Here is a 14,134-nt window from a genome sequence, read left to right on the forward strand (position 1 = left end):
TTCACATCGTCTCCAGACGGTCGTACGCGGTGCGGCGCGCGGCGAGCAGCAGGGCGCAGAGCGCACACCCCGCCGCCCATCCCCACTGTGCGGGCGCGCCGGTGAAGTAGAGGGAGAGCTGCTGGGCGAGACGCTCCGTCAGGCCCGAACCGGTGGCCGTCGGGCCCGGGCCACCGGATGCGAGGACCGGTGCCGCCAGCGCGAGCAGCCAGCCGCCGCCCACCACCGCGGAGCCGGTACGACAGCTCGTGTATCCGGACAACGCCAGCGTGGCCAGCGTCAGGGCGAGCCCCGGCAGCAGCCAGGCCGCCGCCATGGGCGCCTGCGGCAGGCGTGGACCGACGGTGGGGAGCAGCAGCCCCGTCGCCGTCAGCAGCGGCACGCTCACCGCCAGTACGGCGGCCGTCCGGGTGAGGAGCAGCCGCAGTCCGCCGGAGGGCGACGTTGCGACGAGTTCGTACAGCGGGTCGGCGTGCCTGCCGTAGGAGAGGGCGACCCCGGCGACGGGGACCACCGGCGCGACGGCCAGCAGAAGCGGGCGCGCGCTGTCGGACCCGCCGCCGTATGCCAGCGCGAGCGCCCCCACGGCCACCAGCAGCACGGCCCCGGTCCAGGCACCGCGCAGAGCGGGCCCGGCGGCCCAGACGATCCGCCCGAGCCGCCCCCCGGCGGCCCGGGCGGCCCGCGGCGCCGAGGGTGTGGGCACAGCGGGCGTGGGAAGCGAGGGAGCCGGAAGCGGATTCCGGGCCGTGTGCAGGACGGTGTCCAGGACCGCGTCCCGCACGTGCGCCAGGACCGGCCCCGCTGCCCCGGCGCGCGCCGCGTGGGAGGCCCGTGCGGCGCAGGAACCGCAGCTCTCCAGGTGCTTCTCCAGGGACCAGGCGTCCGGCTCCGGAAGGGAGCCGTCCGTGTAACGGGCGACGAGATCGTCGGCGGCGTGCCAGCCGGTCATGCCGGGCCTCCCAGCGGTGACGGGTCCACAGAGGGGTTGAGGTGGGCGAGCGCCGCCCTGAGTTCCGCGCGCGCCCGCATCGCACGGGTCTTGACCGTGCCTTCGGGGATCCCGAGCAGCCGGGCCGCCTCGCGCGTGGTCAGCCCGTCGACGACGGTGGCGCGCAGCACCTCGCGCAGTTCGGGGGAGATGCGGTCCAGGGCCGTGCCCACGTCCCCGTACTCCAGGCCCGCCAGCACGCGCTCCTCCGCGGAGGGCACGGGCCGCGGCGCCGCGTACTCGGTCTGTTCGGCCCGCTCGACCCGTACGGCCCGCTCCCGCGCCCGCCGGGCGTCGACGAGCCGGCGCGCCGCGATCGTCCACAGCCAGCCGCCCGCCTCCGCGCCCCGGTGCCCGGCCGCCGACCGCCACACGGTCACGAAGGTGTCCTGCAGCACCTCCCGGACGACCTCGGGATCACGGCAGCGCCGGGTCAGCCGCGTGTGCAGCCATCCGGCGTGCCGGTCGTACAGTGCGGCCAGCGCCGCCGAGTCCCCGTCCGCGACGGCCCGCAGCAGTGCCGCGTCCGTGGCGTCCTCCCGGTGGCCCCTCACGGGGCGGAACAGTCTCACACCCCGTCTATCGGCCCCGTAGGAGCCACCGGTTCATTCCGGCACGGCTCACGGGTCCGAGCGGAACAGAACGTGACCAAAAGCACATTGTTCGCCCGTGTACGTCTGCCGTCCCGCGCGTTGGGTAGGGCTGCGGTAACCCGCCCGCCGTACCCGACAAGGAGGCCCCCGTGGCCGCATCGGCACACCTTCTGCTCTCGGCCCTCTCCAAACGCCCGACGGAACCGACCGTCGAACCCCGCTTCTCCGTCGAGCCACGCGTCTGCGCCGAACCCCGCTTCTGCCTCTTCACCGCCGAGGGCACCGCCGCCGAGCTCCCGCTCACCAGCGAACCCCCGCTCCCCGACGCCGAGCCGCTGACCAGTGAGCCGCCGCTGGCCGACGCCGCGCACCTGACCAGCGAACCCATCTCCACCGGCGCCGCCACGGATGCCTCGGGGGTCTAGATGCCGCTGTCCCGGCTCGCCGCACTGCACGGCGTCGCCACTTCCTACAGCCCCTCGCCCGGCCGGACCGTCGCGGCCACCGACACCGCGGTCGTCGCCGCCCTGGCGGCGCTCGGCGTCGACGCGAGCACCCCGGACGCCGTCCGTGCGGCCCTCGCCGCCCGGGAGGCCGAGACGCGGGACCGGCTCCTGCCGCCGACCGTGGTCTGCTGGGGCGGACGCCCGCCCGACGCACTGTCCGCGCTTCCGGCCGGCACCCGTCTGCGCATCACCACCGAACAGGGCGAGACCCGCGCCGCGGCCGAGCAACTCCCGCCCGGCGTCCACGCGTTACGCGCCACCGCACCCGACGGCCGGACCGCCGACGCCCACCTCGTCGTCGCCCCCGACCGGCTGCCCACGCCGCCCGGACGCACCTACGGACTCCTCGTCCAGCTCTACTCCCTGCTCTCCCGCCGCTCCTGGGGCATGGGCGACCTCGGCGACCTCGCCGAACTGAGCGCCTGGGCCGGCCGGACCCTGGGCGCCGGATTCGTCCAGGTCAACCCCCTGCACGCGGCCGTCCCCGGCACGCCCACGGACCCCTCCCCGTACCGCCCCTCCTCCCGGCGCTTCCCCGACCCGGTGCACCTGCGGATCGAGGACATCCCCGAGTTCGCGTACGTCGACGACCGCGACCGCGTCCGTACGCTGCTGGAACGTGCCGAGCGACTGCGCGCGTCGGTGCTCGACAAGGACGCGCTGATCGACCGCGACGCCGTCTGGGAACTCAAGCGCGAGGCGCTGGAACTGATCCGCGAGGTACCGCTGGGGCCCGGACGGCGGGCCGCGTACGTCGACTTCCTCGCCGAGGGGGGTGAGGCGCTGGAGGACCACGTCACCTGGTGCGCGCTCGCCGAGGTCCACGGTCCGCAGTGGCAGCAGTGGCCCGTGGGCCTGCGCGACCCCCGCTCACCCGAAACCGCCCGCGCCCGGGGCGAGTTGATGGACCGGGTCGACTTCCACAGCCGCCTCGCCTGGCTCACCGACGCCCAGCTCGCCGCCGCACAGCGCTCCGCGCGGGACGCCGGCATGCCCGTGGGACTCGTGCACGACCTCGCGGTCGGGGTGCATCCGGGCGGAGCCGACGCCTGGGCGCAGCAGGAGTACTACGCGGCGGGCATGTCGGTCGGCGCGCCCCCGGACGCCTTCAACGCGCGCGGCCAGGACTGGGGTCTGCCGCCCTGGCGCCCGGACCGGCTGGCCGCTTCGGGCTACGCGCCCTACCGCCGCCTGCTGCGCGCCCTCTTCCGGTACACGGGCGCGCTGCGCATCGACCACGTCATGGGCCTGTTCCGGCTCTGGTGGATCCCGCAGGGACAGCCGCCCACGGAGGGGGCGTACGTCCGCTACGACGCCGAGGCGATGCTCGCCGTCCTGACGCTGGAGGCCTCGCGGGCCGGGGCTCTGGTGATCGGCGAGGACCTCGGCACCGTCGAGCCCGGGGTGCGCGAGACGCTCCAGGAGCGCGGGGTGCTGGGTACCTCGGTGCTGTGGTTCGAACGCGACTGGGACGGCGACGGACAGCCCCTTCCTCCCGAGCGCTGGCGCGCGGACTGCCTGGCCACCGCCACCACCCACGACCTGCCGCCCACCGCCTCCCGCCTCACCGGTGACCACGTCGAACTCCGGGACCGGCTCGGCCTGCTGACCGGCGGCCTGGCGGAGGAGCGGGCCGCGGCCGCGGCGGAGACGGGGGAGTGGCTGGCGCTCTTCGCCCGGCTCGGGCTGCTGCGCGGCTCGGGCTCCGCGGTGTCGGAGGAGGCCGAGATCCAGGCCGTGCACCGGTTCCTGCTGCGCACTCCGGCCCGCATGGTCGGTGTCTGGCTGCCGGACGCGGTCGGCGACCGGCGCCCGCAGAACCTGCCCGGCACCTGGGACCAGTACCCCAACTGGCGGCTGCCCGTCGCCGACGCGGACGGCCGCCCGGTCACGCTGGAGGAACTGGCCGCCTCACCGCGGCTGTACGCCCTCGTCGACGTGCTGCGGGCGCTCCCGGGGGACGGCGGGGGAGGTCGCCCACAGCGCTGAGGCACCCCTGAGGTACCGCTGAGGCACCGCCGGGACCTCCGTACGGCACCCCCGGGCGCGCGGCGCGTTCGGGGGTTCGCTACGTTTGCACCGTGGACAAGAAGAACGCCCTGCGCGCCGGCGCCCTGGCTTCCGGTACGACGCTGATGATGCTGCTCATGTCGTCCCCCGCGCTCGCGCTGACCCGCGACGACGGTGACGACCCCGGCAAGGGCCTGAGCGTGATCGACACGGTCGGCCTCTACGTCGTCGCGCCGATCCTGCTGTTCGCGATCATCGCGGGCCTCGTGATGGTTCTGGACAAGTCTCCCAAGCCGGCGAAGCGGGGCTGATTCCGGCTCTCCTCCGCCCTTCCGTCTCTCCGTCGAGGGAGTCCGCGCTCACCCGTCCGGGTGTGCGGGGACTCCCTCGACGTGTTTCCAGGAGGTGTGCCTCCGGGGTGCCGGGCGCACGCTCCGGGAGCGCGGCGCGACCTCTTGGGCGTGCCAGGCGTCGCGAGGCAGGCGTCGGGGGGCAGGCGGGACTTTCGCGGCACGCCCTAGGGGTGCGGCGCCGTGAGGTACCGCTGCACCGTCGGGGCCAGCCATGCCACGATCTCCTCCCGCGGCAGCGCCACGGCGGGCGGGAAGCGCAGGACGTAGCGGGCGAGGGCGAGGCCCAGCAGCTGTGCGGTGGTGAGCGCGGCCCGGACCGGCGCCTGCTCCGGGTCGGGGCAGAGGTGCAGGGCGATCGGCAGCAGCTGGTCCCGGAAGATGCCCTGCATGCGCTCGGCGCCGGCCTGGTTGGTGACGCCGACCCGCAGTACCGCGGTGAGCACCTCGTTCTCCTCCCAGAGGTCCAGGAAGTGCTGGACGAGGGCGTGTCCCACGTCCTGCCGGTTCAGTCGCTCCGGCTCGGGCAGCCGCAGATCGACGTCGAGGACCGCGGCGAACAACCCCTCCTTCGAGCCGTAGTAGCGCATGACCATGGACGGGTCGATACGGGCGTCCCTGGCGATGGCACGGATGGTGGCGCGCTCGTAGCCGTCGGCGGCGAAGCGCTCGCGGGCGGCGGTGAGGATCGCGGTGCGGGTGGTGTCGGAGCGGCGGGGCGAGGCCTGGGACGAGGTCGGGGGTGAGGCCGGCGCGGTGGCCGAGGGTTCCTTGACAGGCATGCCAACAACCGTAGGCCAACACCTGTTGACAGTCCAGTGTGGGCGTTCTACGTTGTCAACGAGCGTTGGCCAACAAGCGTTGACTATGCGTTGACCGGCGATCGCTCAGCATCGCCCGGCGGGGACCGCCTGGCGGGAATGGTCGGTCAACGAGTGTTGGCCCATGATTGTTGGCATCAGGAGGCCGCCATGAACGGCAAGACCCGCACCGACGCCGCGTACCGGACCGTGATCATCGTCGGCTCCGGTCCCACCGGCCTTCTGCTGGCCGCCGACCTCGCCACCGCCGGCGTCCCCGTGACCCTGGTCGAGAAGCGCCCGCACAAGATCAGTAACCTCTCCCGCGCCTTCGTCCTGCACGCCCGCACCCTGGAGCAGCTCGACGCCCGCGGACTCGCCGACGAACTGGAGGCCCAGGGCCGGCCCCTCGACCGCATCCGGCTCTTCGGCCGGCTCTCCGTCGCGCTCGACACGCTCCCCTCCCGCTTCAACCACCTGCTGGTGATCCCGCAGTACGAGGTGGAGAAGGCGCTGGAGCGGCGGGCGGTCGAGGCCGGGGTGCGGTTCCTGTACGAGACCGAGGTGACCGGGCTGCGCCAGGACGCGGACGGCGTGACGCTCGACGTCCGGCACCCGGACGGGGAGACCGGGGAACTGCGCGGCGCGTACGTCGTCGGCGCGGACGGGATGCACAGCGCGGTGCGCGAAGCGGTCGGACTGCCGTTCCCCGGCAAGTCGGTCATCCGGTCCGTCGTCCTCGCGGACGTCCTGCTGGCCGAGGAACCGGAGTCGGTGCTGACCGCCAACGCCGTCGGCGACGCCTTCGCCTTCATCGCCCCCTTCGGCGACGGCTACTACCGGGTGATCGGCTGGCACCGGGGCCGCAACGTCCCCGACACCGAGCCGCTCGGACTCGACGAGGTCAAGGAGATCACACGGCTCTCCCTGGGCCGCGACTACGGCATGCACGACGCCCGCTGGATGTCCCGCTTCCACAGCGACGAGCGCCAGGCACCCGCGTACCGCGTCGGCCGGGTCTTCCTCGCCGGTGACGCCGCCCACGTCCACACTCCGGCCGGCGGTCAGGGCATGAACACCGGCCTCCAGGACGCGGCGAACCTCGGCTGGAAGCTGGCCCTGGTCGTCAACGGCCACGCGGCGCCCGCCCTGCTGGACACCTACCAGGCCGAGCGCCACCCCGTCGGCAGGTCGGTGCTCCGCAGCAGCGGCGGGATCGTACGGCTCGCGATGGCCAAGCGCCCGTGGACGCTGGCGCTGCGCACCGCGCTCACCACGGTCCTCGACAGGGTCGGCCCGGCCGGCCGGAAGGCGACCGGCCAGATCACCGGCATCGGCTACGCCTACCGGGCGCCGCGTGGCGCGCACGCCCTCGTCGGCACCCGTGTCCCCGATGTCGCCCTGCGCGGCGGACGTCTCTACGAGGCACTGCGGGGCGGCAGGTTCGTCCTCGTGACGCCGGGACGGGCCCCTCGCCCGTACGAGGCCGGCGACCGCAAGGACCGCCTCGTGGTGGAGAGTTGGGCGAGCGACCGGCGGACCACGCTGCTCGTGCGGCCCGACGGATACGTGGCCTGGGCCGCGGAGACCCCCGACGAGGCGGCGGTCGAGGCGGCGGTGACGGCCGCGGTGGGCGACTGAACCGGGGTGTCGTCCGGCCCGGGGGTGCCGTCCGGACCGGGCCGATCGCCTTCGCGCGGACCGGGCCGATCGCCTTCGCGAGGCCGGACCGCGGCGATAGCGTCACGTCGATCCCGCGTGACGTGTCCCCCCGGAGGTTCCCGTGACCGATGCCGTGTGCCGCAGTTGTGCCAAGCCCCTGGCCGGGCGGGCCGGGCGGACGGGACGGAGTTCGGTGTACTGCTCCGCCGCCTGTCGGCAGAAGGCGTACCGGGAGCGGCAGGCGGCGCCCGTCGACACCGTGCGCGGGCTGATCGAGGAGGTCGGGCGGCAGGTCGAGGCGCTGGTTCCGCAGCCGCCGTCCGTCTTCTACTCCGGCGTGACCGACCTTGCCTCCTCGGTCGGACGGCTGCGCCGCATCGCCCGGGTCGCCCGGGACACCGCGAAGGATTCCGTCACCCGGGCCGACGTGACGAAAGGGCCGGACTCACCGGTCCCCGCCGACGAATCCACCACCGCGGACCGCGACGCACCGCACCCCACCGCCCCGCGGACCTCCCCGGACCAGGGCCCCGGTACGCGCGCTTCGGGCACGCGCGACTCCGGCACAGGCGATTCCGTCACACGGGCCTCCGTCACGCAGCCTTCCGTCACGCGGCCCTCCGTGACGCACGACTCCGGTCCGCACGCGGCCCTCGGGGAGAGCGACTTCGCCGCGCTCGTGGAGCCGTACCGGCGCGAACTGCGCGTGCACTGCTACCGGATGGCGGGCTCGTACGACGACGCAGAGGACCTCGTGCAGGAGACGTTCCTGCGGGCCTGGCGGGCCCGGGACGGCTTCGCGGGGCGGGCGGCCGTACGGACCTGGCTGTACCGGATCGCCACGAACACCTGTCTGGACTTCCAGCGGCGCACCGCCCGCCGTCCCCAGCGGTACGAGCCGCTGCCCGGTATGAACCACGGCAGCGCCGAACCCCCGGCCCGCATCACCTGGCTCCAGCCGTACCCCGACGAGGACCTGCCCTCCGCCGACGACCAGCCGGACGCCCTCGCCGTCTCCCGGGAGACCATGGAGCTCGTCTTCCTCGCCGCCATCCAGCATCTGCCGCCCCGCCAGCGTGCCGTCCTGGTCCTGCGTGACGTGCTCGGTCTCTCCGCGGCCGAGACCGGCGAGGCGCTCGAGATGACGGTGGCCTCGGTCAACAGCGCCCTGCAACGCGCCCGGCCCACCCTGCGCGACCGGCTGCCCCGCCGCCGCACCGACTGGACCGCCGAGGCCGACGCCCGCGAGCGCGAGGTCCTCGGGCGTTACATGGCGGCCGCCGAGAGCCTCGACCTCGCCGCGTTCACCGACCTGCTCAGCGAGGACATCAGGCTCACCATGCCGCCGAACCCGTACTGGTTCGTCGGCCGCGCCGCGCTCACCGAGTTCCTCGGGATCAGCCTCGACCCCGCGTCCCCGCTCTTCCTCGGCCACTGGCGACACCTTCCCGCGCGGGCCAACGGCCAGCTCGCGGCGGGGGGTTACGTACGCCGCCCGGGTACGACCGTGTTTCGCGCCCAGGTCCTCGATGTCCTGCGCATCGAGGGCGACCGCATCGTGGAGATCACCTCCTTCGAGCCGCACCTCTTCCCGGCGTTCGGCCTGCCCCTGCGGCTCCCGGCCGACCGGTGACCGACGCGCCGAGAGCGCGGCCCGATGACCGCCTGCCGACGCCTGCCGGCCGACGACTGCCGGCCGACGGGTGGTGACCGACGAGTGGTGACCGATGAGCGCGGGAGGGCGCGTACGTCTGTATGACCGACCCGTTCGACGGACCCGTACGACGCACTCGTACGGCCGACACCTTCAGGAGACGTCACCATGCTGCTCACCGACAGGACCGCGATCATCTACGGCGCCGGCGGATCCATCGGCGGCGCCGTCGCGCGCACCTTCGCCCAGGAGGGTGCCCGCGTGCACCTGGTGGGGCGTACGGGCGAGACGCTGGACGCGGTGGCGAAGGACATCGTGGCGGCGGGCGGGTACGCCGAGACCGCGGTGCTCGACGCCCTGGACGAGGCGGCGGTCGAGGCGCACGTCGCCTCGCTGGACGCCGTCGACATCTCGTTCAACCTCGTCACGCGGGGCGACGTGCACGGAGTTCCGCTGGTCGACCTGCCGGTCGAGGACTTCGTACGGCCCGTCGAGACCGGCATCCGCGCCACCTTCACGACCGCCCGCGCCGCCGCCCGGCGCATGGCCGAGGCGGGCTCGGGCGTGGTGCTCACGCTCAACAGCGGCTCCGCGCACGGCAGTCCGATGATGGGCGGCACGGGACCGGCCGACGCGGCGATCGACACGCTGGTGCGGAACTTGGCGACGGAGCTGGGACCGCGCGGGCTGCGGGTCGTGGGCCTGTGGGCCGCCGGGGTGCCCGAGACGCTGACCCGGGAGAAGCTCGCCGCGGTCGACAGCGGTATGGACCTCGACGAGACGGCCCTTCAGGGACTGCTCGCGAACCTCGCCGGGATGCGGATGACCCGGCGCAACCCCACCCTCGCCGAGATCGCCGCCACCGCCGCCTTCCTCGCCTCCGACCGGGCGGGCGGCATCACCGGCACGTTCGTCAACGTCACGGGCGGGATGGTCCCGCACTGAGCCGGCGCCGCCCCCGCCACCAGGTACGCGCCCACAGCAGGTGGACCCCGCCGAGCGCGACCACGACCGCCGCGGAGTCGAGGCGCTGCGCGGCGGAGTGGCCGGCGCCCAGCCGGGTCACCGCGCGGGCGAACAGGGTGACGTCCGCGGGCAGCGTGACGGCCGCGAGGAACGCGAGACACAGCGTGGTGCCCACGACGAGCACGGCGCTGTACACGCGTACGGCCCGCCGTTCGTGGACGGGCAGTTCGAGGCTGGGGTCCGGGGCGGACGCGCGCCGCAGCACGCGCCGGGCGGCGTACTTGGAGAACGCCACCCCGTCCCCGTACAGATCACGGCAGCGCGTCAGGTCCTGGAGCACGAAGTACAGGTCCGTACGCATGAAGACCATGAGCTGGAAGGGCAGCGGGAGCAGGGCGAGCAGCGCGACGGCGGCGAGGACCCGGCGGCCCGTGCCGTCGGTGGTGCCCGCCGCGAGGGCGGCGAGCGAGGCGACGGACAGGTTGGTCGCGATGCCGGCCAGATAGGCGGTCAGACGGTGCCGGCGCGGGGCGATCTCGATGCCGCTGATGTCCGTCTGCATGACCAGGAACTGCAGCCGTGTGCCCAGCCGCATCCGGCCGGGGACGCCGGTCGCGCGGGCGGCCACCAGGTGCGCGCACTCGTGGAGCAGCAGGAGGGTCCAGCCCACGCCCGCGCCGAGCGCGATCACCGCGCTGCCGCGCGGGCTCCACAGGAGGGTGTGGTAGCTGAGCGGAACGGGTGGCCGGGTGAGGAGGGCGGCCGCGATCAGCAGTCCGACCAGGACGGGGACGACGGGGTTCAGCACCCAGCGCACGTGACGGGGGCGGATCCGGGCGAACGTCGCCTTCGGCGGAGGCGGTGACTCGGTCGCCCGCCCGTCCACCTCGGCCACGAACCCGAGGTCCACCAGCGCCTCGACGAAATCGGGTACGTCGATGTCGTCGCCGGTCGTCGCCCGCAGCCGCCGCCCGACCTCGGCGGCGCCCAGCCCCTGCCCGAGCAGGTCCAGCGCCTGCTTGCCGACCTCGGGCAGCGCGACGAACCGGCCGGTCGCGAGCCGCCCGACGATCCATTCGTCCCCGTCAGGGCGCGAGTCGAGCCGGTGGAGCCGTACGTGGGGGGTGGGGCCCGGGGTCGCCGGGGGCCCGCCGCCGGGGCCCACGCACCCGTGACGCTCCCCGGCGGACCGGGTCACCCCTGGCCTCCGGCCTGGTGTCCGGACTGCCCTCCGGTCCGGATACCGGTTCGTTCTCCGGACGTTCCCTCGGTCCGGCCCTCGGCCCGTTCTCCGGGAGGTTCTTCGGTCCGGCCTTCGGCCCGTTCTTCGGTCCGTTCTTCGGTCCGGCCTTCGGTCCGCTCTCCGGGTGTGCCCCCGGTTCGTCCTTCGGTCCGTTCTCCGGGTGTGCCCCCGGTTCGTCCTTCGGCCCGTGGCTCGGCCCCTGATTCGGTGCGTGACGCGGCGCGTTCTCCGGTGGGCCGGTCGCCGCAGGCCGGGCAGTCGGGTCGTCGCGGGGATCTCTCCAGCACGGGATCCCCGGGCAGCATCAGGTTCATCCCGAAGCGGAAACCCGGGTCGAGCGCGGGCACGCCGGTGAGCAGGGCCAGGGCCGCGTGGGCGAGCAGGCCGCCGGAAAGACCGGCGGTGACCGCGCTCGCCGGGTTCCACGGCAGATGCGGGGAGGCGGCCTCCTCGTCCTGGCCCGGCGCCAGCCGCAGGTCGCGGCGGGCGACCTCCGCGGCCCGCAGACACTCCCAGCAGGCTCCCCGGCCGGGCACGTGCACCCCGGCCGTCACCAGGGGACCCCGGTATCCGGCGTCGACCCACGGCAGGCCCGCGGCCAGGCAGACACGGTTCGCCCAGCGCCGGATGTCGTCCGGACGGTCGGCGGCGAGAACGAGCAGGTCGTACGGACCGGACGCGCGCGGGGCCCCGGGCGGACGCGTGGCCCCGGGCGGATCCGGGACCGCGAGCGCACGCGGGACCTCGGGCGCCCCGGACCGCACCAGCTCGGCCAGATCCTCCGGCCCCCGCACCTCCCGCCGTTCCCCGGTCACCGTCACGTCCGAGTTCAGGGCCCGCAGGGTGGCGAGCGCGGCCTCCACCTTCGGACGGCCGAGGTCGGGCTCGCGGAACAGGGGCTGACGGTTGAGGTTCGACAGCTCGACCACGTCCGGGTCCACGCAGTGCAGACGGCCGACTCCGGAGGCGACCAGGCTCTGCGCGGCGTGGCCTCCCGTGCCGCCGACCCCGATCAGCAGCACCCGGGCGCCGAGCAGCCGGAGCTGGGCGTCCCACGGGGTGGCCCGGGGACCGAGGTCCATCCAGCGCAGCAGCGGCACGCCCCGGCTGTAGCGGACGCGCTCGCGCCCGGACACCGGCACGGATGCCCCCGCGTCCTCCACGAACCCGGCGTCGAGCAGATCGGCCATCGCCTGACGGGTGTCCTCGTCCGTAAGACCGATGAGTCCGGGATGCGCCCGCAGTACCGCGTCGACCACCTCGGCCGGCTCCCGCGTCCCGTCCATCGCCTCGACCAGGGTCCAGACCCAGCCCTCCGGGTCCGCGATCTCCGCGCCGATGCCGTGGATGACGCTGCCGATACGGACGTTGCCGTCGATCGTGCGGTAGGCCCGGTGCTCGGGTTTGATCCGGGGTCGGCGGAGCGTCTCGACCGTGACCGTCACCAGGACCCCTTCCCGTTACAGGTACATGCCTTGACACTCTGGTGCCCCGAGTCGAGCCTTGACAAGACGCGGTCGACGATCGCGCCACGATGCGCAACATCCTTGCGAGGGGGAGGAGTTGGCGTGCCCACAAAGATCGTGATCCGTCCGTTGGACAAGAAGGAGACCACGGGCGACAGCAGCGGCGGCAACGGCGGCTGACCAGCCCGCCGTACCCGCTCGACGGCCCGGCACGGTCCGGGCCCCGCTGTCGCGCGCACCGTAGGTTGTGAAGGAGAGGGGACCACATGGCTGCCAGGATCGTGATCCGTCCGTTGGACAAGAAGGAGACCACCGGGGCCAGCAACGCGAACGGCACCTGACCGGAGCCCGGCATGCGGGGAACCCCGTATCCCACCCTGGACGAGCTGCTGCGAGGCGCTCGTGCGACGGTGGCAGCGCGGCCCGACGACCTGCGTCTGCGCGACATCGGGACCTCGCGTGCCGGCCGGCCGCTGTGGCTGCTGTCGGCCGGGCACGGCCCGCGCCAGGTGCTCACGGTCGCCGGCGCGCACGCCAACGAGCCGGTGGGCGGAGCCACTTCACTCCGGCTCGCCCGCCGGCTCGCCCGTGATCCGAGCGTCCTGGGCAGGGGCGACGGAGGGCTGGACTGCACCTGGCACTTCCTGCTCTGTCTCGATCCCGACGGTGCGCGTCTCGCCGAGGGCTGGATGACCGCGAACCCCTCCGACGTCCCGAACGCCTCCGACGTCCCGAACGGCGTGGGCACCGTCGACCCCATGAGCACCCTGGACGCCGTGGACCCCGTGAGCACCCTGGACGCCGTGGACGCCAGGAACGCTTCGGACACCGCGTACGGGCGGACGAACGGGGCGCCGCCCGGAGCCGGGCCGTCGTCGCGCGCCGTGCGGCCCGCCCCCGCACCGCCCCTCATGGGGAGCTACTACCGGGGCTTCTACCGCCCCGCCTTCGCCGCCCAGCCCGAGTTCCCGCCCGTCGCGGAGGATCCGCGCGCGCCGATGCCGGAGTCCGAGGCCCTGCTGCGGCTCATCGACGAACTGCGCCCCGTCGTGCAGTTCTCGCTGCACGGTGTCGAAGTAGGAGGAACCTTCCTGCAACTGACCCGTGCGGTGCCCGGGGCACCGGCCGCCTACCGCCGAATCGCGGCGGACCTGGGCGTGCCCCTGGAACACCGGCCCTTCGACGGCATGGGGTGGCTCGTCGAGGGACCGGGCGTGCTGGTCCTGCCCGACGGCAGCCCGGCGGAGGAACGGGACCCCTCGGGCTTCGTCTCGCGGGCGACCTGGCTGCACGCGATGCGGCACGGCACCGTCTCGGCCGTGGTCGAGGCGCCCTCCTGGAGCGTGGCGGGCGTCGGCGATCCCCGGCCGGTGGCCGAGCCGCGCCGTGAACTCGCCGACATCAGCGAACTCCTGCTCGGCCGGATCAAGCAACTGGAATCGGTGGTCGGTGAGTTGGACCCGAGTCCGCCCGCGACGCCCGACGAGCTTGCTCACTTCACGGCGGCCCGCGAACTCATGGACATCGGCTCCGGCGTCGTGGACACCTGGAGCGCCGCCCGACTGGCCACCACCGTCGGCAACGCCGCCTCGCTCGGCATCGCGGCCCGCCGCATCCCGCTGCGCGCGGCGGCCATGATGAGCCAGGCCCTGGGCGGCGCACCGGCGCTGGACGCGCTCGTGGCCGGGTGGGCCCGCGAGCTGGAGCGCACGTTCGACGCCCGCTGGGTGCCCGTCGCCGACCAGACCGCACTCCAGGCCCGCACCATGCTCGTGCTCGCCCGCGCCCTGATGTGAGGACCCCTCTCGCGGCGCGGGCGACAGAGGGGTCCGGCGACGCCGTGGACGGAAGGCATCCACGGGCCTCGTGAACGCCGTGGTGCCGCCGCACCCT

The 14,134-nt window shown here is 74.2% G+C and carries 11 protein-coding genes and 1 pseudogene; 7 read left to right on the forward strand and 5 right to left on the reverse strand.

Going from position 1 to position 14,134, the window contains the following annotated elements; all coding sequences use genetic code 11:
- Position 1: 1 nt before the first annotated feature.
- Positions 2-952, reverse strand: a complete 951-nt coding sequence (locus OG199_RS27135) for a zf-HC2 domain-containing protein (RefSeq protein ID WP_405831686.1) — start codon at positions 950-952, stop codon at positions 2-4.
- Positions 949-1,563: an RNA polymerase sigma factor gene (locus OG199_RS27140; RefSeq protein ID WP_405831688.1), complete on the reverse strand. Its 615-nt coding sequence runs from the start codon at positions 1,561-1,563 to the stop codon at positions 949-951. The genes OG199_RS27135 and OG199_RS27140 overlap by 4 nt, the downstream gene beginning before the upstream one ends.
- 170 nt (positions 1,564-1,733) lie before the next feature.
- On the opposite strand from OG199_RS27140, the gene OG199_RS27145 reads away from it, so the two are divergent.
- From OG199_RS27145 to OG199_RS27155, 3 genes are all read left to right on the forward strand, one after another.
- Positions 1,734-2,009 (forward strand): hypothetical protein, encoded by a 276-nt coding sequence (locus OG199_RS27145; RefSeq protein WP_356807297.1) that lies wholly within the window; start codon positions 1,734-1,736, stop codon positions 2,007-2,009.
- On the forward strand, positions 2,010-4,079 hold the full coding sequence (gene malQ, locus OG199_RS27150; RefSeq protein ID WP_405831690.1) for a 4-alpha-glucanotransferase: 2,070 nt from the start codon (positions 2,010-2,012) through the stop codon (positions 4,077-4,079).
- Positions 4,080-4,171: 92 nt separating this feature from the next.
- On the forward strand, positions 4,172-4,411 hold the full coding sequence (locus OG199_RS27155) for a hypothetical protein (RefSeq protein WP_153290561.1): 240 nt from the start codon (positions 4,172-4,174) through the stop codon (positions 4,409-4,411).
- Positions 4,412-4,617: 206 nt separating this feature from the next.
- On the opposite strand, the gene OG199_RS27160 is transcribed toward OG199_RS27155, so the two are convergent.
- Positions 4,618-5,232, reverse strand: coding sequence for a TetR family transcriptional regulator (locus OG199_RS27160; protein WP_356807300.1), 615 nt, complete (start codon positions 5,230-5,232; stop codon positions 4,618-4,620).
- A 189-nt stretch (positions 5,233-5,421) separates the two neighbouring features.
- Between OG199_RS27160 and OG199_RS27165 the strand changes: the two genes are divergently transcribed.
- The 3 genes from OG199_RS27165 (at position 5,422) to OG199_RS27175 (ending at position 9,511) form a co-directional block, all read left to right on the forward strand.
- The gene (locus OG199_RS27165; RefSeq protein ID WP_405831692.1) at positions 5,422-6,891 is read left to right on the forward strand and encodes an FAD-dependent monooxygenase; all 1,470 of its coding nucleotides are present in this window, start codon (positions 5,422-5,424) and stop codon (positions 6,889-6,891) included.
- Between the two features lie 214 nt (positions 6,892-7,105).
- Positions 7,106-8,545: a sigma-70 family RNA polymerase sigma factor gene (locus OG199_RS27170; protein ID WP_405834681.1), complete on the forward strand. Its 1,440-nt coding sequence runs from the start codon at positions 7,106-7,108 to the stop codon at positions 8,543-8,545.
- 189 nt (positions 8,546-8,734) lie between these two features.
- Complete coding sequence (locus tag OG199_RS27175; protein ID WP_356800903.1) at positions 8,735-9,511, forward strand: SDR family oxidoreductase; 777 nt, start codon at positions 8,735-8,737, stop codon at positions 9,509-9,511.
- Here the strand turns inward: OG199_RS27175 and OG199_RS27180 are convergent.
- Positions 9,486-10,697: a hypothetical protein gene (locus OG199_RS27180; protein WP_405834683.1), complete on the reverse strand. Its 1,212-nt coding sequence runs from the start codon at positions 10,695-10,697 to the stop codon at positions 9,486-9,488. The two genes, OG199_RS27175 and OG199_RS27180, sit on opposite strands and share 26 nt — an antisense overlap.
- 311 nt (positions 10,698-11,008) lie before the next feature.
- Positions 11,009-12,184, reverse strand: a pseudogene (locus tag OG199_RS27185) (HesA/MoeB/ThiF family protein); the annotation flags it as partial.
- Positions 12,185-12,594: 410 nt separating this feature from the next.
- Here OG199_RS27185 and OG199_RS27190 point away from each other — a divergent pair.
- A complete protein-coding gene (locus OG199_RS27190) occupies positions 12,595-14,037 on the forward strand; it encodes a M14 family zinc carboxypeptidase (protein ID WP_405831695.1) in 1,443 nt (480 codons plus the stop codon).
- Positions 14,038-14,134 lie beyond the last annotated feature (97 nt).

It is taken from the genome of Streptomyces sp. NBC_01176 (genome assembly GCF_045039825.1).
Taxonomy (GTDB): Bacteria; Actinomycetota; Actinomycetes; order Streptomycetales; family Streptomycetaceae; genus Streptomyces.

What these genes read in the sequence shown, in the direction of transcription:
- OG199_RS27135 (WP_405831686.1), bottom strand. Translation starts at nt 952, where the DNA reads ATGACCGGCTGGCACGCCGCCGACGATCTCGTCGCCCGTTACACGGAC.
- OG199_RS27160 (WP_356807300.1), bottom strand. Translation starts at nt 5,232, where the DNA reads ATGCCTGTCAAGGAACCCTCGGCCACCGCGCCGGCCTCACCCCCGACC.
- malQ (WP_405831690.1), top strand. Translation starts at nt 2,010, where the DNA reads ATGCCGCTGTCCCGGCTCGCCGCACTGCACGGCGTCGCCACTTCCTAC.
- OG199_RS27190 (WP_405831695.1), top strand. Translation starts at nt 12,595, where the DNA reads ATGCGGGGAACCCCGTATCCCACCCTGGACGAGCTGCTGCGAGGCGCT.
- OG199_RS27165 (WP_405831692.1), top strand. Translation starts at nt 5,422, where the DNA reads ATGAACGGCAAGACCCGCACCGACGCCGCGTACCGGACCGTGATCATC.
- OG199_RS27175 (WP_356800903.1), top strand. Translation starts at nt 8,735, where the DNA reads ATGCTGCTCACCGACAGGACCGCGATCATCTACGGCGCCGGCGGATCC.